The sequence below is a fragment of the Mesorhizobium sp. M0808 genome (assembly GCF_040320025.1).
Lineage (GTDB): Bacteria > Pseudomonadota > Alphaproteobacteria > Rhizobiales > Rhizobiaceae > Mesorhizobium.
This window is the reverse complement of the sequence record NZ_JAMYOX010000011.1, coordinates 128,064-150,623: the sequence shown is the minus strand read 5'-3', so window position 1 is coordinate 150,623 and position 22,560 is coordinate 128,064. Positions and strand designations below refer to the sequence as shown.

At 63.8% G+C, this 22,560-nt stretch carries 18 protein-coding genes; 11 read left to right on the top strand and 7 right to left on the bottom strand.

Translation table 11 applies throughout. The features are described 5' to 3' along the window. Window positions 1-206 precede the first annotated feature (206 nt). Window positions 207-1,745 (bottom strand): helicase HerA-like C-terminal domain-containing protein, encoded by a 1,539-nt coding sequence (locus NKI25_RS15920; RefSeq protein WP_352591605.1) that lies wholly within the window; start codon window positions 1,743-1,745, stop codon window positions 207-209. A 275-nt stretch (window positions 1,746-2,020) separates the two neighbouring features. Here NKI25_RS15920 and NKI25_RS15915 point away from each other — a divergent pair, with 275 nt between their 5' ends. From NKI25_RS15915 to NKI25_RS15900, 4 genes are all read left to right on the top strand, one after another. Continuing rightward, the gene (locus NKI25_RS15915; protein WP_352591602.1) at window positions 2,021-3,463 is read left to right on the top strand and encodes a methylmalonyl-CoA mutase subunit beta; all 1,443 of its coding nucleotides are present in this window, start codon (window positions 2,021-2,023) and stop codon (window positions 3,461-3,463) included. Then, window positions 3,460-5,583, top strand: a complete 2,124-nt coding sequence (gene scpA / locus NKI25_RS15910) for a methylmalonyl-CoA mutase (protein WP_352591599.1) — start codon at window positions 3,460-3,462, stop codon at window positions 5,581-5,583. The genes NKI25_RS15915 and scpA overlap by 4 nt, the downstream gene beginning before the upstream one ends. A 73-nt stretch (window positions 5,584-5,656) precedes the next feature. After that, on the top strand, window positions 5,657-5,878 hold the full coding sequence (locus NKI25_RS15905; protein ID WP_095496758.1) for an AbrB/MazE/SpoVT family DNA-binding domain-containing protein: 222 nt from the start codon (window positions 5,657-5,659) through the stop codon (window positions 5,876-5,878). Further along, entirely contained in the window at window positions 5,875-6,264 is a 390-nt protein-coding gene (locus NKI25_RS15900) for a type II toxin-antitoxin system death-on-curing family toxin (protein WP_352454295.1), read from the top strand. Before NKI25_RS15905 ends, NKI25_RS15900 begins: the two co-directional genes overlap by 4 nt. Here the strand turns inward: NKI25_RS15900 and NKI25_RS15895 are convergent. Further along, window positions 6,261-6,734: a GreA/GreB family elongation factor gene (locus NKI25_RS15895; RefSeq protein ID WP_352507466.1), complete on the bottom strand. Its 474-nt coding sequence runs from the start codon at window positions 6,732-6,734 to the stop codon at window positions 6,261-6,263. The two genes, NKI25_RS15900 and NKI25_RS15895, sit on opposite strands and share 4 nt — an antisense overlap. Window positions 6,735-6,876: 142 nt before the next feature. After that, window positions 6,877-7,695 carry a class I SAM-dependent methyltransferase gene (locus NKI25_RS15890; RefSeq protein ID WP_352591595.1) on the bottom strand — a complete coding sequence of 273 codons (819 nt, stop codon included), beginning with the start codon at window positions 7,693-7,695 and terminating at the stop codon, window positions 6,877-6,879. Between the two features lie 21 nt (window positions 7,696-7,716). Here NKI25_RS15890 and NKI25_RS15885 point away from each other — a divergent pair, with 21 nt between their 5' ends. Both NKI25_RS15885 and NKI25_RS15880 read left to right on the top strand, forming a co-directional pair. Beyond that, a complete protein-coding gene (locus NKI25_RS15885; RefSeq protein ID WP_352645789.1) occupies window positions 7,717-8,526 on the top strand; it encodes a TetR/AcrR family transcriptional regulator in 810 nt (269 codons plus the stop codon). A 130-nt stretch (window positions 8,527-8,656) separates the two neighbouring features. Then, window positions 8,657-10,033, top strand: coding sequence for a TIGR03808 family TAT-translocated repetitive protein (locus NKI25_RS15880; RefSeq protein ID WP_352591589.1), 1,377 nt, complete (start codon window positions 8,657-8,659; stop codon window positions 10,031-10,033). Here NKI25_RS15880 and NKI25_RS15875 read toward each other — a convergent pair. Next, on the bottom strand, window positions 10,026-11,030 hold the full coding sequence (locus NKI25_RS15875; protein WP_352591586.1) for an asparaginase: 1,005 nt from the start codon (window positions 11,028-11,030) through the stop codon (window positions 10,026-10,028). The two genes, NKI25_RS15880 and NKI25_RS15875, sit on opposite strands and share 8 nt — an antisense overlap. A 26-nt stretch (window positions 11,031-11,056) precedes the next feature. Then, window positions 11,057-12,223, bottom strand: coding sequence for an acetyl-CoA acetyltransferase (locus NKI25_RS15870; protein WP_352591583.1), 1,167 nt, complete (start codon window positions 12,221-12,223; stop codon window positions 11,057-11,059). 223 nt (window positions 12,224-12,446) lie between these two features. On the opposite strand from NKI25_RS15870, the gene betI reads away from it, so the two are divergent. From betI to betB, 5 genes are read left to right on the top strand one after another with little or no spacing between them, the layout of a single operon-like run. Beyond that, entirely contained in the window at window positions 12,447-13,037 is a 591-nt protein-coding gene (betI, locus tag NKI25_RS15865) for a transcriptional regulator BetI (RefSeq protein WP_352454288.1), read from the top strand. Next, window positions 13,034-14,563 (top strand): choline-sulfatase, encoded by a 1,530-nt coding sequence (gene betC / locus NKI25_RS15860; RefSeq protein ID WP_352591580.1) that lies wholly within the window; start codon window positions 13,034-13,036, stop codon window positions 14,561-14,563. Before betI ends, betC begins: the two co-directional genes overlap by 4 nt. Further along, on the top strand, window positions 14,563-15,570 hold the full coding sequence (locus NKI25_RS15855) for a threonine/serine dehydratase family protein (protein WP_502897384.1): 1,008 nt from the start codon (window positions 14,563-14,565) through the stop codon (window positions 15,568-15,570). Before betC ends, NKI25_RS15855 begins: the two co-directional genes overlap by 1 nt. Window positions 15,571-15,573: 3 nt before the next feature. After that, window positions 15,574-17,226 (top strand): choline dehydrogenase, encoded by a 1,653-nt coding sequence (gene betA / locus NKI25_RS15850; RefSeq protein WP_352591577.1) that lies wholly within the window; start codon window positions 15,574-15,576, stop codon window positions 17,224-17,226. A 59-nt stretch (window positions 17,227-17,285) separates the two neighbouring features. After that, the gene (gene betB / locus NKI25_RS15845; RefSeq protein WP_352591574.1) at window positions 17,286-18,749 is read left to right on the top strand and encodes a betaine-aldehyde dehydrogenase; all 1,464 of its coding nucleotides are present in this window, start codon (window positions 17,286-17,288) and stop codon (window positions 18,747-18,749) included. Here the strand turns inward: betB and NKI25_RS15840 are convergent. Further along, a complete protein-coding gene (locus NKI25_RS15840; RefSeq protein ID WP_352591571.1) occupies window positions 18,713-20,983 on the bottom strand; it encodes an AGE family epimerase/isomerase in 2,271 nt (756 codons plus the stop codon). The two genes, betB and NKI25_RS15840, sit on opposite strands and share 37 nt — an antisense overlap. A gap of 17 nt (window positions 20,984-21,000) precedes the next feature. Beyond that, window positions 21,001-22,515 (bottom strand): phosphomannomutase/phosphoglucomutase, encoded by a 1,515-nt coding sequence (locus NKI25_RS15835; protein ID WP_502897383.1) that lies wholly within the window; start codon window positions 22,513-22,515, stop codon window positions 21,001-21,003. Window positions 22,516-22,560 lie beyond the last annotated feature (45 nt).

Genomic DNA, 22,560 nt, shown 5'->3' with positions numbered 1-22,560 from the left:
GCCGATGGCCGTCCGTCACCCCTGATCGATTAAAGCCTCACCGACGCTGCCAACAAAGCTCACGCCTCAAACCCCGCGCCCCTCCCGCGAGCGGGTTCGTTCTTTGGCGCATAGCCGCCGTCCGCTGTCCTCCAGATCTGGCTACTGGCGCTTGATGCCAGGACAGAATTTGCCCACACCGATGCCGCCTTCGGGTCCGATGCCCCTCACCTGCCCCTCGACAAGCTCCCCAAAATGCCGCGGACGATCGCTCGTCCGACCGACGAACCGACCGAGCGCACCACCGACTTGATTGCCGCCTCCGCCACCGTCTGACGGTTGGAGGGCCGCGGCGCCCGCCGGCCACCGCTGGGCTGAGGAGCGGGCTCGTCATTGCCGAAACCGGGAATGGTCCAGCGCGAACGGCCTGCGTCCTGTTGCTGCGCCTGTGCCTCCTGGGCGTCCTTGGCCTTCTTCTGCAGCATCTCGAAGGCCGATTCGCGGTCGATGGTCTGATCGTATTGTCCCGCAACCGGGCTCTCGGTGATCTGCTTGCGGCGCTCGTCGGGCGTGATCGGGCCAAGGCGCGAGGACGGCGGGCGGATCAGCGTCCGCTGCACCATGGACGGCACGCCCTTGGCTTCCAGCGTCGAGACCAGCGCCTCGCCCGTGCCGAGCTGCGTGATCACGGTTGCGCAGTCGAAATCGGGATTGGGTCTGAACGTCTCGGCCGCCGTCCTGACGGCCTTCTGTTCGCGCGGCGTATAGGCACGAAGTGCGTGCTGCACCCGGTTGCCCAGCTGGGCCAGGACCGTTTCAGGGATATCCAACGGATTCTGCGTGACGAAATAGACGCCGACGCCCTTCGAACGGATCAGCCGGACCACCTGCTCGACGCGGTCGATCAGCACCTTCGGCGCATCGTCGAACAGAAGGTGCGCCTCATCGAAGAAGAAGACCAGCTTCGGCTTGTCCGGGTCGCCGACCTCGGGCAGTTCCTCGAACAGCTCCGACATCAGCCACAGAAGGAACGTCGCATAAAGCCGGGGATTCATCATCAGCTTGTCGGCGGCGAGCACGCTGATGGCGCCGCGTCCATCGCGCGTGGTGCGCATGATGTCGGCGATCCGCAATGCCGGCTCGCCGAAGAAATTGGCAGCGCCCTGCTGCTCCAGGACCAGCAGCGTGCGCTGGATGGCGCCGACCGAAGGTTTCGTCACATTGCCGTAGCGGGAGCCGATCTCTTCGGCGCGGTCGGCGATATTGGCCAGCAGTGACTGCAGGTCCTTCAAGTCGAGCAGCAGAAGGCCTTCCTCGTCGGCGATGCGGAAGGCGATGTTCATGATGCCTTCCTGCGCCTCGGAAAGGTTCATCAACCGCGACAGAAGCAGTGGGCCCATCTCCGAGATGGTGGCGCGGATCGGGTGGCCCTGCTCGCCGAACAGATCCCAGAAGATGACCGGGAATTCCTGGAATTCATAGGGATCGAGCTTGACCTGCTCGGCCCGCTTGACCAGGAAATCCTGCGCTGTGCCCATCATGGCGATACCCGACAGGTCGCCCTTGATGTCGGCGCAGAATACCGGCACGCCGGCATTGGAGAAACCCTCGGCCAATATCTGCAGGGTCACCGTCTTGCCGGTGCCGGTCGCGCCGGTGACCAGGCCGTGACGATTGCCATATTGCAGCAAAAGCTGTTCGGGCCGCTGATAGCTGTCGTCCGGCTTGCGGCTGGCCCCTATGAAGATACTGGTATCGTCGGCCATGTGTCCGGTCTCCGCAAACCTATAGGGTTGAATGCCCTGATCCCTTGAAGAAAAGGGAGCCCCGCCGCAGGTATAGTGAGGCCATTGCGCAGCGACAATGGGCGTTGTCGAAAATGGCTTTTGGAGCTTGCAGAACCTGCCCATGTTTGGCAATCGGTTGACGGTCACCGTCACGGAAGGCGCGTTGCACGGCATGTGTGCTGCATTGTGATATCGGGCCGGGGACCGTAGACTGACATAGTCGGCCGCTGCGGCCGCTAGAACGAGGAGAACCGATGGGCGCCGGTGCCTTGACCCAGGATGCCGAACTTCCAAACGTCGACCGGCAACGATGGCTGGCGCTGGCGGAGAAGGCGCTGGCCGGCGGGTCCTTCGAGGAAAAGCTCGTCTCGCATACGGACGACGCCATCCGCATCGAGCCGCTCTACGAGCGTTCGGTCACGGCGGAGCCTGTCGTGCGCGCCAACCCGGGATCACCGTGGATCGTCAGCCAGCGCATCGACAATCCGGACATAGGCCGCGCCAGTGCGCAGGCGCTGGAAGACGTCGCGCAGGGTGCCACCGGACTGTCGCTTGTCTTCGAGGGTGCGCCGAACGCCTTCGGCTATGGCTTGCCGAGGACGGCGGAGGCGCTGGAGGGCGTGCTCGACGGCGTGCCGCTCAACCGCATCCAGATCCGCATCGACGCCCATCCCTGGAGCCGTGCCGTGGCCGACTGGCTGGTGGCGTTTTTGACCAAGCGCCGCTCCGACCCGGCAAAGCTCAACCTCTCCTTCGGCATCGATCCGGCGGCGATCTTTGCCGGGACCGGCAGGCTGCGCATGTCGATCGAGGCTTTGCAGGCTTCGATGCCGCAATCGCTGGCGCATTTCTTTTCGATGGGTGTGCCCGGCGTGCTGCTGGAGGCCGACGGGCGGGTATTCCACAATGCCGGCGCCACCGAGGCGCAGGAGCTTGGCACCATGCTCGCCTCGGCCGTCTCCTATCTGAGGCTGTTCGAGAAGGCGCGCCAGCCGCTCGTCTACGCGGCGCCGCATATCGGTTTTGCGCTCAGCGTCGACCAGGACCAGTTCGTTTCGACGGCCAAGGTCAGGGCGTTGCGCAGGCTGTGGGCGCGTGTCCAGGAGGCCTGCTCGATACCGCCCTCCACCGCCAGCATCCATGCCGAAACCTCCTTCCGGATGATGACGGCGGCCGACCCGGAAACCAACATCCTGCGCACCACCATCGCCGCTTTCGCGGCTGCCGCCGGCGGCGCGGATTCGATCGCCATCCTGCCGCACACGATCGCGCACGGCCTACCCGCGGATTTTGCTCGCCGCGTTGCCCGCAACGCGCAACTGATCATGGCCAATGAAAGCCACATCGACCACGTCGCCGATCCGGTTTGCGGTTCGGGCGCCGTCGAAGCGCTGACTGCGGAGCTCTGCGCGGCGGCCTGGCAGGAGTTCCAGCAGATCGAGGCGGAAGGCGGCGTGCTGACCAGCCTTGAGCAAGGCCACATCCAGAGGCGCGTCCAGGCAGCTTCCGCCCGCCGCAACACAGCCTACCAGGCGGGCGAACGGGCGATCGTCGGCACGACGCTGCACCCGTCGAAGACCGAGCGTCCGGTCGAGACGCTGGCGGCGGAGCGGCGGCCTGCCTTCACCGAAGGCGTTGCGGTGTGCGAGCCGCTATTTCCGATCCGCATCGATCAGTCGATCGGAGCCGTGCCATGATCCCGGATTTCAGCCAGATCGCCTGGTCGCCGCCACGGCGGGTGCCGGTCGAGGTCAAAGGCCAGCGGATGACGCCGGAAGGCATCGCCGTCAAGCATCTCTACAACCAAGGCGATCTCAAGGGCTTGCCGCACCTCGATACCTATCCGGGCCTGCCGCCTTTCGTGCGCGGCCCCTATCCGACGATGTATGTCCAGCAACCGTGGACGATCCGGCAATATGCCGGCTTCTCGACCGCCGAAGAGTCCAACGCCTTCTACCGGCGCAACCTTGCCGCCGGCCAGAAAGGCCTGTCGGTCGCCTTCGATCTCGCCACGCACCGCGGCTACGACAGCGACCATCCGCGCGTCGCCGGCGATGTCGGCATGGCCGGCGTCGCCATCGATTCCATTCTCGACATGCGCCAGCTGTTCGACGGCATCCCGCTTAACGAGATGACGGTATCGATGACGATGAACGGCGCGGTGCTGCCGATCATGGCGCTCTATATCGTCGCGGCGGAGGAACAGGGCGTCGCGCAGAAGGATCTCACCGGGACCATTCAGAACGACATCCTGAAAGAGTTCATGGTGCGCAACACCTACATCTATCCGCCAAAACCTTCGATGCGGATCGTGTCGGACATTTTTTCCTACACGTCGAAGCATATGCCGAAATTCAATTCGATTTCGATCTCCGGCTACCACATGCAGGAGGCAGGTGCGACGGCGGACCTCGAGCTCGCCTACACGATTGCCGACGGTATCGAATATGCCCGCGCCGGCGTCGCGGCCGGCCTCGACATCGACCGGTTCGCGCCGCGCCTTTCCTTCTTCTGGGCGATCGGCATGAATTTCTTCATGGAAGTCGCGAAGCTGAGAGCAGCGCGCCTTTTGTGGGCCAGCCTGATGCTGAAGAACTTTTCGCCGAAAGACGAGCGCTCGCTGTCGCTGCGCACCCATTGCCAGACTTCGGGCTGGTCGCTGACGGCGCAGGATCCCTACAACAACATCATCCGAACCATGATCGAGGCGATGGCGGCGACTCAAGGGCATACGCAGTCGCTGCACACCAATTCCTTCGACGAGGCAATGGCGCTGCCGACCGACCATTCGGCCCGCATCGCCCGCAACACACAGCTCATCCTGCAGAAGGAATCCGGCACGACGCGCATCATCGACCCGTGGGGCGGCTCCGCCTATGTCGAACGGTTGACGCATGATCTGGCGGCGCGTGCGCTTGCGCATATCGAGGAGGTCGAGAGCCTCGGCGGCATGGCCGCGGCGATCGAAAAGGGCCTACCGAAGCTGCGCATCGAAGAGGCTGCCGCGCGCACCCAGGCGCGCATCGATTCAGGCGAACAGATCGTGGTCGGTGTCAATGCTCACCGTCCCGGCACGGACATCGAAGTCGACGTGCTGAAGATCGACAATGCCGAAGTCAGGGCGCGGCAATTGTCGAAGCTGCAGCGGCTGAAAGGCACGCGTGACGTCGCCGCCGTCGAGAGCGCGCTCGATGCGCTTACCCGTGCTGCCGGGAGTAACGCAAACCTGCTGGAATTCGCCATCCGGGCCGCACGCGCCAACGCCACGGTCGGCGAGATTTCGCTGGCGCTGGAAAAGGTTTTCGGCCGCCATGTCGCCTCGGTGCAGACGATCTCCGGCGTCTATCGCAACGCGCTCGGCGACAATCCGGTGGTCGACCGGCTGCAGGACAAGATCGTCGCGTTCGAGGAGAAGTCCGGCGGCAAGCCGCGCATTCTGGTCGCCAAGATGGGGCAAGACGGCCATGATCGCGGCCAGAAAGTGATCGCCACCGCCTTTGCCGACCTAGGCTTCGACGTCACCGTCGGGCCGATGTTCCAGACGCCGGACGAGATCGCCAGGCTGGCCGTCGAGCATGACGTGCACATCGTCGGCGCCTCGTCGCTGGCAGCAGGCCATTTGACGCTCATTCCCGAACTCAGGCTTGCACTGAAGAAGCTCGGCCGCGACGACATGCTGATCGTCGCCGGCGGCGTCATCCCGCCGCAGGATTACGACGCAGTCCGGCAGGCAGGCGCCACTGAAATCTTCCCGCCCGGCACGGTCATTCCGGAAGCGGCGGACCGACTGATGGATAGGCTGCTGGAGGCCGGCTGACGCTTTGTTATAATATCCGTTGTAACGAGAAACACGCTGAGTTATAATCAGCGTTGCAACAGGATGCCTCACCATGAACACGACCATTCGCAAGATCGGCAATTCCGAAGGCGTGATCCTGCCGAGGGAGCTTCTCGATCGTCTGAACCTGAAGGCCGGCGACCAGCTTCAAATCGTTGAAACAGGTGACGGTCTTGCGCTGAAGCCGGTGGACGACAGCTTCGAGCGGCAAATGAAAGCTGCCCGCGAGGTCATGGACAAATACAAGGTCGCGCTTCAGAAGCTCGCCGAATGAGCTGGGAGCTTCTGACGCGGCGTGCAGTCGAAGCCATGCACGCGGAGCAGTTGCGCCGACACGGCGGAGCACAAGGCTTGAGGGATGAAAATGCCCTCGAATCGGCGCTCGCTCGCGCCGAAAACAAGGCCAACTGCGGAGACCCGTCGGTTGAGGAACTCGCAGCCACCTATGTCTTCGGCATTGCCAGAAATCATGCCTTTGTCGACGGCAACAAACGCACGGCCATTGTCGCGGCCGGCGCATTTCTGATTGTGAATGGTTATGCCCTGTCGGCCAATGACGGCATGCTTTACGAATTCGTCATGGGCGTCGCCGCCGGCGAAATCGACGAGGCTGGTGCCGCGGCGTTCTTCCGCGATCATGTCGTCAAGCTCGAAGACTAACTGTCGGAGAGCTTGACGATCTCCCATTCCTTGCCGTTGACCACGGCAACTTCGCCGACCTTCTTGCCGAACAGCGCCATCGCCATCGGCGACATATGGGAAATTGTCCCTTTGCCCGGATTGGCTTCGTCCTCGCCGACGATCTTCCAGTGCACCTTCTTGCCGTCGTCGCTTTCCAGGGTGACACCCATGCCGAAACGAACCAGGTCGCTGCCCGGTTCCGGCACCGAAAGCTCGGCGCTTTCACGCCGCGCCGTCCAATAGCGGAGATCGCGCGAGACCAGCGCGATGCGCTCGCGGTCGGCCCTCTTTTCGGCTCTGCCCAGTTCGTCGCGCAGAGCGGCCACCTCGGCATCGATCAGCGCCATGCCGCGTTCCGTGACCAGATTGCGGTGATGGCTGATCGGCCGCTCGCCGATGCCGGCAATGGCGTTTTCGCTGTCTTCCTCGCGGGTGAAGGCCCTGCTCATCTGACGAACTTAGGCTTGGAATGGCGACTCCACAAGCCATTGCTGATGAAGAGGCTAATGGTGAAGATCTGGGTTCAGTACCCGAGATTAGACAGCTGCTTGGGGTGTAAAGCTGACCATGCGAATGCCTCAACTTGGCGCACTATCGCGCTTCGAGGGCCGCAAGGCTAAGGTCCGGTTGCGCAACTAGGTAGCGGAGCCCCTTGGTTCCGACGTCGCCTTGCTCAACGATATTGAAGCCGTGCCGGCCGAGATCCGCTGCAACTTTGTCCAAATCGACGTAACCATGCCGGTGGAGCCGAAAGGTGCTCTTCTGGCGCGGCGGTTTCGCAAAATCGACGATAAGCACACGACCGCCCGGCCTCAGGACGCGGAAGGCCTCTCTGCCGAATTCCTCGCGGCCCTTCTTTGGCAGATGGTGGAACATCAGCGTGCTGAGGACGACATCAAATTCCCCATCCTTGAAAGGCAGTTCCTGAGCGGTGGCGGTCGAGAACCCGACTTGTAGCCCGGCTCGCCGGGCCTTTGCCGTCGCGCGCGCAACCATTTCGACGGAGACGTCGACGCCGTGCACACGCCCCTCCGGCCCCACCTTCTGTCTGGCAAGGAGCGCGGTGGTGCCGGTGCCGCACCCGACATCCAGGACCACTTCTCCCGGTTTCAGCTCCGCAAAGCTTAATATCCTTTCGCGAAAAGCACGTTCGCGACCGAAGGTCAGAAGCCACGCCAGCATATCGTACAGGGCGGCGGAATGAAGCGTGATGCCGACATGCGGCGCCTTCTCCTCGCCGGCGGCCGGTCTGCGGTCCTTGGCGGACAGCCGCCGGTGAGCGCTTTGCCATATCAATAAGCTCGCGACTACGACGAGTGCACCAGCATGAAGCAGGAGGACGGGAACTCCCAAGGAAAAGACCGCATTTGCCTGTCCCAACGAGAAAAATGCCGCGAGCACCACGGCCATTTTGACGAGCGCGACTAGCGCATGCCCTCCAACTATTGTTCCGAAAATACGTTGGTGCATTGCTTTATCTCCGGCCAGCCGGGCATCGCGCCGGGCCTTCCGCAAGAGCATAGGATACTGGACAGTGTGTCCAGTATCAGTTTTACTGGCCACATCGCACCGACGCGCCCAATACTGGACGATTTGGTGTCCTTTGGCCGGAAAAGGATGTTGCCGATGCCAGCCGGACCGATCGACCGTCGGGTCGCCAGGACCCGCAGCCGACTGCAGCAGGCGCTTTTCAGACTGACCGCCGAGAAGGGATATACGGCGATCACGGTCGAGGACATCTGCAGGGAAGCCGATGTCGGCCGCTCGACTTTCTACACGCACTATCCCGACAAGGACTACTTGAGGAAAGCAACGATCGACGAGCATATGAAGGGCTTGCAGGCACGTGGTGCCGAACGCCATTCGCAGAGAAATGCCAAGGGCTTTTCCTTCAGCGGTCCGGTGTTCGAGCATGCTCTTGCCACGCGGGAGATGCACCGTGCGCTGATGGGCGGGAAAAAGCGCGAAATGCCAGAAGAGATCCGCGGCTGGATAAGCAGGCAGGTTCGCCATGAGTTGGCGAATATCCAAGGTGATGAAGGCGGAGTCAGACTTGAGATCGCCACACGCTTCATCGTTGGCGCGTTCTTTGAAGTGATGCACTGGTGGCTTGAGAGGGATACGAAGCTGTCCCCCGCGGAGATCGACCAGACATTCGTGCAACTTGCCTTCAACGGGGTAAATGCGGTGTTCGCCGAGCCAACGAGGATCGAAGAGAGGCTCAAGAGGGGCTTCGTTTGATCGCCCACAGAAGGGCCGAAAGCGATATTCCGTCCTGGCTGGCAAGCTTCAGATTTTCACCACGAGTTCGACCGGGCTAGTCTGGCACGAATCCTGCGGCGTGAGCGTTGGCCGCAAGGGATCTGTGCCGATGTTGAACAGAAGAACGCTGCTTGCGCAGACCACCGGCTTTGCCATCATGAGGCTTTCGCTTGGCAAGGCAGCGGCGAAGAACCTGCCCGGCATTGAGAAAGCCGCGACGCGTGGCGCGATCAACGCGACCGAGCTCGGCGTCCGGCCCGGCGCGCTAGACGATCAGAGCAAGGCTTTCACCAAGCTGCTGCGCGACGCGCACGACCGCGACATGCCGGTGTTCCTGCCGCCGGGGATCTATATCGTTTCCAACCTGTCGCTGCCCGGCCGCGTGCGCCTGTCCGGCGTGCCGGGCGCATCGCGGATCGTCTATGGCGGCAATGGCCATCTCATTATGGCCGAACGGGCCGAGCATATCGAACTCAGCGGGCTGGTGTTCGATGGCAGCAACCGCTGGATGGGCGACTACACGCAAGGCCTGCTCGATCTGCGCCGCATCGCCCATCTGGTCGTCGACAACTGCCAGATGACCGGCAGCGGCAAGAACGGTCTGGCGCTCGAACATGCCTCGGGCCGAATCGAGCGCTCGGCGATATCCGGTGCGGCCGATGCCGGCATCTATTCGGTCGAGGCCGATGGCCTGGAAATATCAGGCAATAGCGTCTCCGACTGCGCCAATGGCGGCATTCTCGTGCACCGCTGGCAGGCGGCGGAAGACGGCACCATCGTCAGCGGCAACCGGATCGAGCGCATCCAGGCGCGCAGCGGCGGAACCGGCCAGAACGGCAACGGCATCAATGCGTTCCGCGCCGGCAACGTCATCATCTCCGGCAATATTGTCTCGGATTGCGCGTTCTCGGCGATCCGCGCCAACAGTTCCAGCAATTTGCAGATCACCGGCAACACCTGCTCGCGTTCGGGCGAGACGGCCGTGTATTCCGAATTCTCGTTCGAAGGCGCCGTCATCGGCAACAACATCGTCGATGGTGCTGCGAACGGTATTTCGATCGTCAACTTCAACGAAGGCGGCCGCATGGGCGTGTGCTCCGGCAACATCGTCCGCAATCTGTCGACCAGCGGTCCCTACCCTGCGGACGCGCCCGGCTTCGGCGTCGGCATCAGCGTCGAGGCCGACACCACCGTTTCCGGCAATGTCGTCGAGAATGCGCCGCTCTACGGCATGCAGATCGGCTGGGGACCGTTCATGCGCAATGTGGTCGCCACGGGAAACATCGTCCGCAAGGCCGGAACCGGCATCGTCGTCAGCGTGGTCGAAGGTGCCGGAACGGCAATCATCTCCGACAACGTCATCGACGGGGTCCAGAACGGCGCGATCGTCGGCCAACGCTGGGCCGAGCGAGTGACCGGTGACCTCGCCGCATCAGGCAATGCCGGCTACGCGCATTTGACCGTCGAGCGCAACCACGTCAGTTGAGGGTGGCCGTCGGCCGGAGCGCGCCGACTTTGGCGCCGATCCGGCTTTCGATGGGCGGATTTGCCTGTTCGATCAATTTCACAGCGAGCGCGTGGTCGGCGTGCAGCAGCTTAGCCAGCACGGCCGCGACCATCACTTCAGCGGCGCGGCCGGCGCCATCGTCGCATTTCAGCGCGATGCCAAGGCCAAGCTCCGGAAGGGCTGCACAAAAAACACCTTCGGCGCCTCCCTTGACGAAAATCCGACTCGGGGCGGCCTCCATCATCGCGACGTCGGACCTGCCCGTGCCGGCGACGAAAAACGGCTCGGCCATGCAGGCAGAAAGCAGCCGCTTCGCCGCCCGGGCGCGCACCGGCTCGAAGCCGGCACCTGTCGCCATGCGGGCAAAGCCAAGGGCAAAGCTGCGCAACGGCACGGCATAGGTCGGAATCGAGCAGCCGTCGGTGCCGCGGTGATCGGCGTCATGGGCAGCACCGGTCACCGCCTGCATCGCTTCGCGCACCATCTCCTGCGAAGCATGGCCAGCCTTGACGTAACCACGATGGGCGATGCCGCTGTGAACGCAGGTGCATAGGAAGCCTGAGTGCTTGCCGGAACAATTGTTGTGCAAGGTGTTCGGCGCACGGCCGGCGCGCGCGAGCGCCAGCGTCGCCCCGTGGCTCGACGGCCAATGCGCGCCGCATTCGAGTGCCGTCTCGTCGAGGCCGGCTTTCGCCAGCATGGCGCGCGCCAGCTCGACATGCGGCGGCTCGCCGGAATGGGAGGCGCAGGCCAGCGCCAGCTCCCGGTCACCGAAGTCGTAGGCATCGGCAGCGCCGCTCTCGACCAGCGGCAACGCCTGGATCGCCTTGACCGCCGAGCGCGGGAACACAGGCTGTGCCGTGTCGCCGATCTCCCAGACGGGCTTGCCGTCGGCGTCGAAGACGGCAACAGCGCCGCGATGGGCGCTCTCGACGATAGCGCCGCGCAAGACTTCGACCAGAACCGGATTTGTCATGTCACCTCCCGCAAATGCGGGCGGGTTTATCTGATCCGGTCGAGAATGGAAACGTAGTTGGCGACCGCGGCACCACCCATGTTGAAGATGCCGCCGAGCTTTGCTCCCGGCACCTGGATGCCGCCCGCCTCACCGACGAGTTGCATCGCGCCCAGCACATGCATCGATACACCGGTGGCACCGATCGGGTGGCCCTTGGCCTTCAGCCCGCCAGACGGATTGACCGGCAGCCTTCCATCTTTCGCCGTCTCGCCATCCAGGGCCAGCTTGGCGCCCTCGCCCGGCTTGGCCAAGCCCATCGCCTCATACTCGATCAGTTCGGCGATGGTGAAACAGTCATGCGTCTCGACGAAGGACAGGTCGCCGAGCGTCACGCCCGCCTTCTTCAGCGCCTGGTTCCAGGCCTGCTCGCAGCCTTCGAATGCGAGAATGTCGCGCTTCGACATCGGCAGGAAATCCTGAACATGCTCATTGGCGCGGAAGGCGACGGCGCGGCGCATCTTCAGCGCCGTGGCCGTGTCGGCAAGGACAAGCGCGGCGGCACCGTCCGACACCAGCGAGCAGTCTGTGCGCTTCAGCGGACCGGCGACGAAGGGGTTTTTTTCGCTTTCCTGCCGGCAGAACTCGTAGCCGAAATCCTTGCGCATCTGCGCGTAGGGATTGTCGACGCCGTTCTTGTGGTTCTTGGCGGCGATCATCGCCAGCGCATCCGACTGGTCGCCGTAGCGCTGGAAATAGGCTTGGGCGATCTTGCCGAAGACGCCGGCGAAGCCTGCCGGCGTGTCACCGTCCTCCGGCAGATACGAGGCCTTGAGCAGGTTCTTGCCGATCTCGGGACCGGGCGTCGTCGTCATCTGCTCGGCGCCGACCACCAGCACGATACGGGCGGCATTGGCGTCGATGGCGCGGATGCCTTGCCTGACCGCCGCCGAGCCGGTGGCGCAGGCGTTCTCGACGCGGGTCGCCGGCTTGAAGCGCAGCCGGTCATCGGCCTGGAGGACCAGGCTCGCGGTGAAATCCTGGGCGGAAAACCCGGCGTTGAAGTGGCCGAGCACGATCTCGTCGACGTCATCTGGACCGATGCCGGCATGATCGAGCGCCTCGACTGCCACCTTGGTGATCAGGCCCTCCAGCGTCTCGCCTTCGAGCTTGCCGAAGCGCGAATGCGCCCAGCCGACGATGCATGCTGTCATGGCAACCTCCATCCTGCGGGCCGGGCAACGTATGTCGCGGCCCGCCTCAGCATTGTTCAAGCATGAACCGTTCAGCCGGCTTCGTGAAGGGGCCAGAACCGCACAATCGCTTGATCTTGATCATCTGGTCATAGTGCCTGGCTTTTGCCAGCAAATCAGGCTGGATTTTTGTTGATTGATGCGTCAATAAAAAATAATCTTGTCCCAACAGGCCGGAGCAGGAATGCCGAAACTCGGAATGGAGCCGTTGCGCCGCAGGGCGCTCATCGACGCAACGATCTCGGCGATCGGCGAGCGCGGTTCGCTTGATGTGACGATGTCGGAAATCGCCGGGCGCGCCGGCGTGTCCTCGGCGCTTGCCCACCATTATTTCGGCGTCAAGGACGAATTGCTGTTGGCGACGATGCGGCACATCCTGAGCGAGCTCACCGCCGATACGCGCCGTGCACTTCGCGCGGCCGGCACGGCGCGCCAGCGCGTCTCGGCGGTGGTCGCGGTCAATTTCTCCGACATCCAGTTCCAGCCCGAAACGATCGCCGCCTGGCTCGCCTTCTATGTCGAGGCGCAGAAATCGGCAGCACTCCGCCGGCTGCTCAAGGTCTATGCGCGCCGGCTGCATTCCAATCTGCTCAGCGGGCTGGCCGGCATCCTGCCGAGAAGCGAGGCCGACCGGGTCGCCGAAGCGACCGCGGCGCTGATCGACGGGCTCTATATCAGGCGCGCGCTGAAGGACGGTGTTCCTGATGCCGCGACCGCGATTGCACTGGTCGAGGACTATCTCGAAACGAAGCTCAGCGGACGGCAGAAGCAGTGACATCCAAGCGACCCAACATCCTGATCGTCATGGTCGATCAGCTCAACGGAACGCTGTTTCCGGATGGGCCGGCGGACTTCCTGCACGCGCCGCATCTGAAGGCGCTGGCCGCGCGTTCGGCGCGTTTTTGCAACAATTACACGGCCTCGCCGCTCTGCGCGCCGGGCCGCGCCGCATTCATGAGCGGCCAGTTGCCGTCACGCACCGGGGTCTATGACAACGCCGCCGAATTCGCGTCTTCGATCCCGACCTTTGCCCATCATCTGCGCGCCGCCGGTTATCACACCTGCCTCTCCGGCAAGATGCATTTCGTTGGGCCGGACCAATTGCACGGTTTCGAGGAGCGGCTGACCACCGACATCTATCCGGCCGATTTCGGCTGGACGCCCGACTATCGCAAACCCGGCGAGCGCATCGACTGGTGGTATCACAATCTCGGCTCCGTCAGCGGCGCCGGTACTGCCGAGATCACCAACCAGCTGGAATATGACGACGAGGTCGCCTTCCATGCGGTGCAGAAGCTTTATGATTTTGCCCGCGTCTCCGACGATGCCGCACGTCGGCCCTGGTGCTTGACGGTTTCCTTCACCCATCCGCACGATCCTTACGTCGCACGGCGGCAATATTGGGACTTCTACGAGGATTGCCCGGCGCTCGAGCCTGAGGTCGGCTTCATTCCTTACGACAGGCAGGACCCGCATTCGCAGCGGCTCTACCGCGCCAGCGACTATGACAGGTTCGACATCACCGCTGAGCAGATACGCCGCGCACGGCGCGGCTATTTCGCCAACATCTCCTATCTCGACGACAAGCTCGGCGAATTGATGTCGGTGCTCGAGCACACACACATGCTCGACGACACGATCATCCTGTTCTGCTCGGACCATGGCGACATGCTGGGCGAGCGCGGCCTGTGGTTCAAGATGTGCTTTTTCGAAGGTTCGGCGCGGGTGCCGCTGATGATCGCCGGCAAGAGCATCGCCGCCAGCCTGATCGAGACGCCGGTCTCCAATCTCGACGTGACGCCGACGCTTTGCGACCTCGCCGGCATCAACATCAGCGCGATTGCGCCGTGGACTGACGGCCAGTCGCTGCTGCCGTTGCTGAACGGAAAGAAACGCTCCGCGCCGGTGCTGATGGAATATGCCGCCGAAGGCTCCAACGCGCCGATGGTGGCGATGCGCGAGGGCCGCTACAAATTCATCCATTGCGAGATCGATCCGCCGCAACTGTTTGATCTTGAATCGGATTCGCAGGAATTGACCAATCTCGCCGCCGATCCGGCCAATGCGGCATTGGTGGCCGCTTTCACCGACAAGGTGCGGGCGCGCTGGGACATGGCGGCCTTCGACGCGGCGGTGCGTGCCAGCCAGGCACGCCGCTGGGTGGTCTACCCGGCGCTGCGCAACGGCACCCATTATCCCTGGGAATTCCAGCCGCTGCAGAAGGCATCGGAGCGCTACATGCGCAACCACATGAACCTCGACCTGCTCGAAGAGCAGAAGCGCTTTCCGCGAGGCGAATGATGGCAGATAGTCTCGTCCCCTCGCTCGACCATCTCAGGCAGGCCTATGCCGTCACCTCCAAGGCGACGCAGGTCACGCCGCTGCTGGAATCGGCGGCACTCGCGCGCGAGACCGGCGCCGCCCGCGTCTTCGTCAAGGCCGAATCGCTGCAATGGGCAGGATCGTTCAAGGTGCGCGGCGCCTACTGGCGGCTGAAGAAGCTCTCGCCTGACGAAGCCAAAAAGGGCGTCGTCGCCTACTCCTCCGGCAATTTTGCGCAGGGGCTAGCGGCGGCTGGCCAAGCGCTTGGCATTCCCGTCACCATCGTCATGCCGATCGACGCGCCGGCCGCCAAGCGCGACGCCACATTGGGTTACGGCGCGCGCGTGGTGCTGACTGACCATGGCGAGCGCGCGCGTGAGGAAGTCGCCGCCGCCAAGGCGCGCGAGATCGCTGCGAGCGAAGGCCTGGCGCTGCTACACCCGTTCGACGATCCGGAGATCGTCGCCGGCCAAGCCGGTGCCGGGCTGGAGGCACTCGACCAGATCGCCGCCAGGCAAGCGGAGGCCGATCTCTTGTTCTGCTCGGTCGGCGGCGGCGGCCTGATCGGCGGTGTTTCACTGGCCTTTCACTACCTGTCGCCAGCCACGAAGATCATCGGTGTCGAGCCGGAAGGTTTTGACGGCATGGGCTCGTCGCTGGCGCATGGCGCCATCGAAACCATGCCGATCGGGCCGAAATCGATTTGCGACGGGCTGATGTCGCGGCGGCCCGGCGACGCGCCGTTCGCAGCGGTGAAGGCCGCCGGCGTTCGCGGCGTCACCGTCGACGATGCTTCGGTGCGGCGCGCCATGCGCCTCGCCTTCGAGCGGCTGAAGCTGGTGCTCGAGCCATCCGGCGCTGCTTCGCTGGCGGCGTTGCTCGGCGGCAAGGTCGACGTCACCGGCAAGACCGTTCTCGTAATGGCAACCGGCGGCAACGTCTCGCTGGCCGATTTCATTGCGCATATGAACCACGGGCGCGCATGAACCATGCTTGAAGCGGATTTCGTCATCATCGGCTCCGGCTCGGCCGGTTCGGCCATGGCCTACCGGCTGTCGGAGGACGGCAAGCATTCGGTGATCGTCATCGAATATGGCGGCAGCGATATCGGCCCGCTGATCCAGATGCCGTCGGCACTGTCGATCCCGCTCAATATGAGCCTCTATGACTGGGGCTTTGCCAGCGAGCCGGAGCCGCACCTCGGCGGCCGCGTGCTGGCGACGCCGCGCGGCAAGGTCATCGGCGGCTCGTCGTCGATCAACGGCATGGTCTATGTGCGCGGCCATGCCCGCGACTTCGACCATTGGGCCGAACAGGGCGCGACCGGCTGGGGCTTTGCCGATGTGCTCCCGTACTTCAAGCGCATGGAGGACAGCAATGGCGGCGAGAATGGCTGGCGCGGCCACGGCGGCCCGCTGACTGTGCAGCGCGGCTCGAGGACGAACCCACTCTACGGCGCCTTCGTCAAGGCAGGCCGTCAGGCCGGTTTCGAGCTGACCGACGACTATAACGGCGCGAAGCAGGAAGGCTTTGGGCCGATGGAGCAGACCATCCGCGGCGGCCGTCGCTGGTCCGCAGCGAGCGCCTATCTGAGGCCGGCGCTGAGGCGGAAAAATGTCAGCCTGGTCAAGGGTTTCGCCCGGCGGGTAATCATCGAGAATCAACGCGCCACCGGCGTCGAGATCGAAGTGCGCAAACGAATTCAGGTGATCAGAGCGCGGCGCGAGGTGATCGTTGCCGCGTCCTCGATCAACTCACCCAAGATCCTGATGCTGTCCGGCATCGGCCCCGGCCAGCACCTTAGGGAGAACGGCATTCCGGTGATTGTCGACCGGCCCGGCGTCGGTCGCAATCTGCAGGACCATATGGAACTCTACATCCAGCAGGAATCGACGAAGCAGATCACGCTGAACTCGGTGCTGAACCCGTTCTCGAAGGCGCTGATCGGGGCACAATGGCTGTTCTTCAAGTCCGGCCTCGGCGCCACCAATCATTTCGAGGCGGCCGCCTTCGTACGCTCGCGCGCCGGCGTCGACTATCCGGATATCCAGTATCACTTCATCCCGGCCGCGGTCCGCTATGACGGCAAGGCGGCGGCCAAGGCGCATGGTTTCCAGGCGCATGTCGGGCCGATGCGGTCGAAGTCGCGCGGTTCGGTCACGCTGCGCTCGCCCGATCCCAAATCGAAGCCGGTGATCCGCTTCAACTACATGTCGCATCCGGACGACTGGACGGAGTTCCGCCACTGCATCCGGCTGACCCGCGAGATCTTCGGGCAAGCGGCCTTCGATCCGTACCGAGGCAAGGAACTGTCGCCGGGCTCGCATGTACAATCGGATGAAGAGCTCGACGCCTTCATTCGCGACCACGCCGAAAGCGCCTACCACCCTTGCGGCACCTGCAAGTTGGGCCGTGCCGATGATGCGATGAGCGTCGTCGATCCGGAATGCCGCGTCATTGGCGTCGAAGGGCTTCGGGTCGCCGATTCCTCGATCTTTCCACGCGTCACCAACGGCAATCTCAACGCGCCGTCGATCATGACCGGCGAGAAGGCCGCCGACCACATTCTCGGGCGTACGCCGCTGCCACCGTCCAACCAGGAACCATGGATCAATCCGCGCTGGCAGGTGTCGGACAGATAGGCCATGATCCGGCGGACGCATATTCCGCATGCCGCGACAAGACGATTTGGAGAACAGTCATGCGCGCCCAGCCAACGGCATCGCATTATGTCAACGGCCGCTATATCGACGACGAGCGCGGCGCAGCGCTGCCGGTTATCTATCCGGCAACCGGCGAGACCATCGCCATGCTGCGCTCGGCGACGCCGAACGTGCTGGAACTCGCGATCGAGGCCGCGCGTGCGGCACAGCCGGCCTGGGCTCGGCTGAAGCCGGTCGAGCGCGGCCGCATCCTGCGCCGTGCCGCCGACATTTTGCGCGCGCGCAATGCCGATCTGGCGCGCATCGAGACGCTGGATACCGGTAAGCCGATCCAGGAGACGCTGGTTGCGGACGCCCCGTCGGCGGCCGACTGCCTCGAATATTTCGGCGGTGCCGTCACCACCTTTAATGGCGAGGCCGTCGATCTCGGCGGACCCTTTGCCTATACCAGGCGCGAGGCGCTCGGCGTGTGCGTCGGCATCGGCGCCTGGAACTATCCGATCCAGATCGCCGGCTGGAAATCCGCACCCGCCCTCGCCATGGGCAATGCGATGGTTTTCAAACCATCGGAAAACACGCCGCTTTCAGCGCTGGCGCTCGCCGAAATCTACACCGAGGCCGGGCTGCCCGACGGGCTGTTCAACGTCGTGCAGGGTTTTGGCGATGTCGGCGCCGGCCTTGTCGGCCATGATGTTGTCGCAAAGGTCTCGGTGACCGGCTCGGTGCCGACAGGCCGCAAAGTGCTGTCGCTCGCCGGCTCGAAGATGAAGCACGCAACGATGGAGCTCGGCGGCAAGTCGCCGCTGATCGTCTTCGAAGACGCCAACCTCGAAAATGCCATCGGCGGCGCGATGCTCGGCAATTTCTATTCGACCGGCCAGATCTGCTCCAACGGCACGCGGGTCTTCGTGCAGAGCGGCATCCATGACCATTTCGTCGAGAGGCTGACCGAACGGACGAAGAAAATCCGCATCGGCGATCCACTCGATCCGGACACGCAGATGGGGCCGCTGGTCTCAAAGGCGCAGCACGACAAGGTGGTCTCTTACATCGAGGCCGGCAAGCAGGATGGCGCGGTGCTCGCCTGCGGCGGCAACGTGCCTTCGCTGCAGGGTTTTCAGGGCGGCTTCTTCGTCGAGCCGACGGTGTTCACCGGTGTCGTCGACACGATGCGCATCGCCCGCGAGGAGATTTTCGGGCCGGTCATGAGCGTGCTGAAATTCGACAGCGAGGACGAGGTGATCGAGCGCGCCAACGACACCGAATTCGGCCTCGCCGCCGGCGTGTTCACCCGCGACCTGGCGCGCGCCCATCGTGTCATCGCCGAACTGCAGGCCGGCACCTGCTGGATCAACGCCTACAATCTGACGCCGGTCGAAATCCCCTTCGGCGGCTTCAAGCAGTCCGGCATCGGACGCGAGAATTCGCTCGCGGCACTGGCGCTCTATTCGCAGCTGAAGTCGGTCTATGTCGAGACCGGGGATGTCGCCAGCCCGTACTGATCCTTGGGCGCCGTGCCGTCCAGATACTGCGTCAGCGCGCAGACGAGATGATAGAAGATGCTGGCCGGCACCTCGCTCGCCAAGGAGCGGCCACGCTCGTCGATGCGGTCGATCCACAGGCCGAGCGGTGCCGGATTGATGTGCCAGCGGAACAGCCGGCCGACCCGTGCTTCGATCTCCGGCTTCAGGTCGGGACCGCCCGAACCGTCCAGCGCGATCGCCGCCTTGATCGCTTCGGCCTGCGGCCAGCTGCGCGAGACGCGGTCGAGCGGCAGTCCTTGCCGCGAGACGGCGCCGTAGGCGAGGCCCGTGGCGCGGTTCAGGCCATTGGCAATCGCCGACGCGTAAAGCTTCCGGGCAAGGCCGGTCAAGCCGCTCTGGCCGCTGCGGCCGGCGAAGTCGACCAGCAGCGAGGCCCATTCGAAATGATGGCCGGGTTCGGTCCACGTGCCCTTCTCGCCAGGGGCCGGCCGCCATTCATGGTCGAAATACTCACCCAGCGTCCAGCTTTCCGGGTCGAAGAAATGGCTGCGAAACAGATCGACGATGCGCGCGGCGCGGCGAAGATAGGCGCGCTCGCCGGTCGCCTGATGCCAGGCCAGGAATGCCTCGAGCAGATGCATGTGCGGGTTGGAGCGGCGCTCGCCCTCGCCGCTCGAGGTCTCGCGGAAGCCGGTCAGGCGTTCGTCCTCGAGATGCGCGTCGATGAACGCAAAGGTCTCCTGGCCAAGCCGCAACGCATCGGGATTGCCGCACATATGGGCATGCGCCAGCGCCAGGAGCACGCAGGAATGGTCATAGGCATCCTCGGCAGCGTCGGCGACGGTGCCGTCGACGTTGAGCGTGCGTACCCAGCCGCCATTGTCGGTACGTCCGTGCCTGGCCATGAATTCGAGGCCGTGGCTGATCAGCCGATCGGCCGGGCCGTTCCAGCCGCGCGCCTTGGCGACGGCGAAGGCGTAGATCTGCCTGGCCTGCGTGCGCATGCGCTTGGGTTTCATCAGCGGGGCGGCATCGAAGCCGAGCGCCTCGTGGAACCCGCCGTGGCGCTCATCGACGCCGACCGTCGACCACAACGGCACCGTCTCCTCGAACAGCCAATGGTGCACGCGGCGCTGCCAGGCGCCGCTTTCGATGACGCGGTCGTCGGCAGGCGTGAACCTGGTCTCAAGGCGGCCGCTTTTTTCGAGCTGCTCGACGATCTTCTTGACGTTCTGGCTGTGGCTGACCGGGGCGACGAAAGTGGCGTCGGCGGTCGACACGATGGCGACGTCCTTCAGGCCTATAGCCGACAGCAGGCGGCCGTCGCTGCGGATATAGGAGTTCTCGCAATCGATGGCGACGACATCGCCGACGATGACATTGCCCTGCGTGTCGGAGGGGCCGACGTCGAGCAGCGATTGCCAGGAGCCGAGATCGTTCCAGCGAAAGCTGGCCGGCACCATGGCGATGCCGCTGGCGCGCTCCATGATCGCATAGTCGATCGATGTCGATGGGATGGCGGCATAGAGCTCCAGAGGCATGTAGAGGCCGGAAAGATCCGATGTCGCAGCCTGGTAGGCAGCCTCTGTGGCGCTCCAGATGTCGGGCTGGAAGGCCATGAACGCGTCGCGCATGGCACTGGCGCGAAACAGGAAGATGCCGGTGTTCCAGTAGAAATTGCCGGCCTCGAGATAGCTCTGCGCCGTGGCGAGATCGGGTTTTTCGACGAAACGCGAGACATCGCAGATGCCATCGCGCTCGCCGGCCACCTCGATGTAGCCGTAACCGGTCTCGGGTTGGGCGGGCTTGATGCCGAACACCACCAGCCTGCCTTGGCGCGCGGCCGCCGTGCCGGCCTCGATGCTCCGCCAGAATTGCTGTGGGGTCGCGATCTCATGATCGGACGGCACCACCAGCACCAGGCTGTCGCCGAATTCCGACAGCGTGCGCAGGCTTGCCAAGGCGACGGCCGCGGCGGTGTTGCGTCCGGTCGGCTCGAACAGCGGGCCGCCGCCGGAAAGCTCGTGACCGGCAATGTCGGCATGGACGCGGTCGGCATGCCTTTCCGAGGCAATCAGGAAAACCGGCGTTTCGCCTTCCGGCCGCGCAGTGAGCCGGCGCAGCGTCTTGGCCAGCATTGAGCCGTCGCCGGAGAAATCATGGAACTGCTTGGGATTGTCCTCGCGCGACAACGGCCACAGCCGCGAGCCGACGCCGCCGCTCATCACAAAACTGACGATCCGTTCGGTCATGAAAACAAGCCTCGTGCTCAAAAGGTCTGATTGTAGGCGCCGACTTCGGGGCTGCGGCGCAGCACCGCATCGACGGCTTCGAACATCTGCCGGCGCCGCTCGGACGATACCGGGCTCTCCACCACCACCACAAGCTCCGGCTTGTTCGATGATGCGCGCACCAACCCCCAGGTACCATCCTCCGCCACGACCCTGACGCCGTTGACGGTGATCAGTTCGGCAATCCTCTGGCCGGCGAAGACCGTGCCCTCGTCCTTCATCTTGCGAAAGTCGCCTACGACGCGCTCGACGACGCCGTATTTGAGCTCGTCGGCGCAGTGTGGCGACATGGTCGGCGTGCCGAAGGTCAGCGGCAGATCGCGATAGAGGTCGGCCATGCTGCTTTGCGGGCTGCGATCCAGCATCTGGCAGATGGCGATTGCCGTGACCAGGCCATCGTCATAGCCGCGGCCGATCGGAGGATTGAAGAAGAAATGGCCCGATTTCTCAAAACCGGCAACGGCGCCGAGTTCGGCCACCCGCCGCTTGATATGGGAGTGTCCGGTTTTCCAATAGTCGGTGACCGCGCCATTTTCCCGCAACACCTTGTCAGTCATGAACAATCCGGTCGACTTGACGTCGACAACGAAAGTCGAGCCGGGATAAAGGTGCGAAATGTCGCGCGCCAGCATGACGCCGACCTTGTCGGCGAAAATCTCGCTGCCTTCATTGTCGACCACGCCGCAGCGATCGCCGTCGCCGTCGAAGCCAAGCCCGACATCGGCGCCCGTTTCCAGCACCTTGTCGCGAATGGCGTGCAGCATCTGCATGTCTTCGGGGTTGGGATTGTAATTGGGAAACGTATGATCGAGCTCGACGTCGAGCGGGATCACCTCGCAGCCGATCCTTTCCAGTGCTTCGGGAGCGAAAGCCCCGGCGGTGCCGTTGCCGCAGGCGGCCACCACCTTGAGCTTCCTCGAGATACGCTTTCCCGCTGTCAGATCGTCAAGGTAGGTTTTGCGGAAGTCCGCAACGAAGTCATAGGAGCCGCCACCGACAAGATCGAAATCGCCGGACAGCACGATCGCCTTCAACGCACTCATCTCCTCCGGACCAAAAGTCAGCGGGCGCGCCGCGCCCATCTTGACGCCGGTCCAGCCATTCTCGTTGTGCGAGGCAGTGACCATGGCAACGGACGGCGTGTTGAGCGCGAACTGGGCGAAATAAGCCATCGGCGACAGGGCCAGCCCGACATCCTTGACCCGTGCGCCGGCCGCCATCAGCCCGGAAACCAGCGCCAGCTTTATGGCAAGCGAATAGGAGCGGAAATCGTGACCGGTGACGATGTCGGGTCCGGCACCCAGACGGCGGATAAGCGTGCCGAGCCCCATGCCGAGCGCCTGGACGCCGATCAGATTGAGTTCCGGCGTTTCGTTCGAGCCGGGATGGCCGAACCACCAGCGCGCATCATATTCGCGAAACCCGGACGGCTTGATCAACGCAGAGGTTTCAAACTCGAATGTGTTTGGTCTGACATCGCTAACGATCTTCATCGACAAAGCTGCAAACTCCAGGTGGCTGAATCAGGTGCTTCGAGG

Coding starts and splice junctions, on each gene's coding strand:
- NKI25_RS15905 (WP_095496758.1), top strand. CDS start 5,657: ATGAACACGACCATTCGCAAGATCGGCAATTCCGAAGGCGTGATCCTG.
- NKI25_RS15875 (WP_352591586.1), bottom strand. CDS start 11,030: ATGACAAATCCGGTTCTGGTCGAAGTCTTGCGCGGCGCTATCGTCGAG.
- betB (WP_352591574.1), top strand. CDS start 17,286: ATGCGCGCCCAGCCAACGGCATCGCATTATGTCAACGGCCGCTATATC.
- betA (WP_352591577.1), top strand. CDS start 15,574: ATGCTTGAAGCGGATTTCGTCATCATCGGCTCCGGCTCGGCCGGTTCG.
- scpA (WP_352591599.1), top strand. CDS start 3,460: ATGATCCCGGATTTCAGCCAGATCGCCTGGTCGCCGCCACGGCGGGTG.
- NKI25_RS15895 (WP_352507466.1), bottom strand. CDS start 6,734: ATGAGCAGGGCCTTCACCCGCGAGGAAGACAGCGAAAACGCCATTGCC.
- NKI25_RS15915 (WP_352591602.1), top strand. CDS start 2,021: ATGGGCGCCGGTGCCTTGACCCAGGATGCCGAACTTCCAAACGTCGAC.
- NKI25_RS15840 (WP_352591571.1), bottom strand. CDS start 20,983: ATGACCGAACGGATCGTCAGTTTTGTGATGAGCGGCGGCGTCGGCTCG.
- NKI25_RS15890 (WP_352591595.1), bottom strand. CDS start 7,695: ATGGCCGTGGTGCTCGCGGCATTTTTCTCGTTGGGACAGGCAAATGCG.
- NKI25_RS15870 (WP_352591583.1), bottom strand. CDS start 12,223: ATGACAGCATGCATCGTCGGCTGGGCGCATTCGCGCTTCGGCAAGCTC.
- NKI25_RS15855 (WP_502897384.1), top strand. CDS start 14,563: ATGGCAGATAGTCTCGTCCCCTCGCTCGACCATCTCAGGCAGGCCTAT.
- betI (WP_352454288.1), top strand. CDS start 12,447: ATGCCGAAACTCGGAATGGAGCCGTTGCGCCGCAGGGCGCTCATCGAC.
- NKI25_RS15900 (WP_352454295.1), top strand. CDS start 5,875: ATGAGCTGGGAGCTTCTGACGCGGCGTGCAGTCGAAGCCATGCACGCG.
- NKI25_RS15920 (WP_352591605.1), bottom strand. CDS start 1,745: ATGGCCGACGATACCAGTATCTTCATAGGGGCCAGCCGCAAGCCGGAC.
- NKI25_RS15880 (WP_352591589.1), top strand. CDS start 8,657: ATGTTGAACAGAAGAACGCTGCTTGCGCAGACCACCGGCTTTGCCATC.
- NKI25_RS15835 (WP_502897383.1), bottom strand. CDS start 22,515: ATGAAGATCGTTAGCGATGTCAGACCAAACACATTCGAGTTTGAAACC.
- NKI25_RS15885 (WP_352645789.1), top strand. CDS start 7,717: ATGCCCTCCAACTATTGTTCCGAAAATACGTTGGTGCATTGCTTTATC.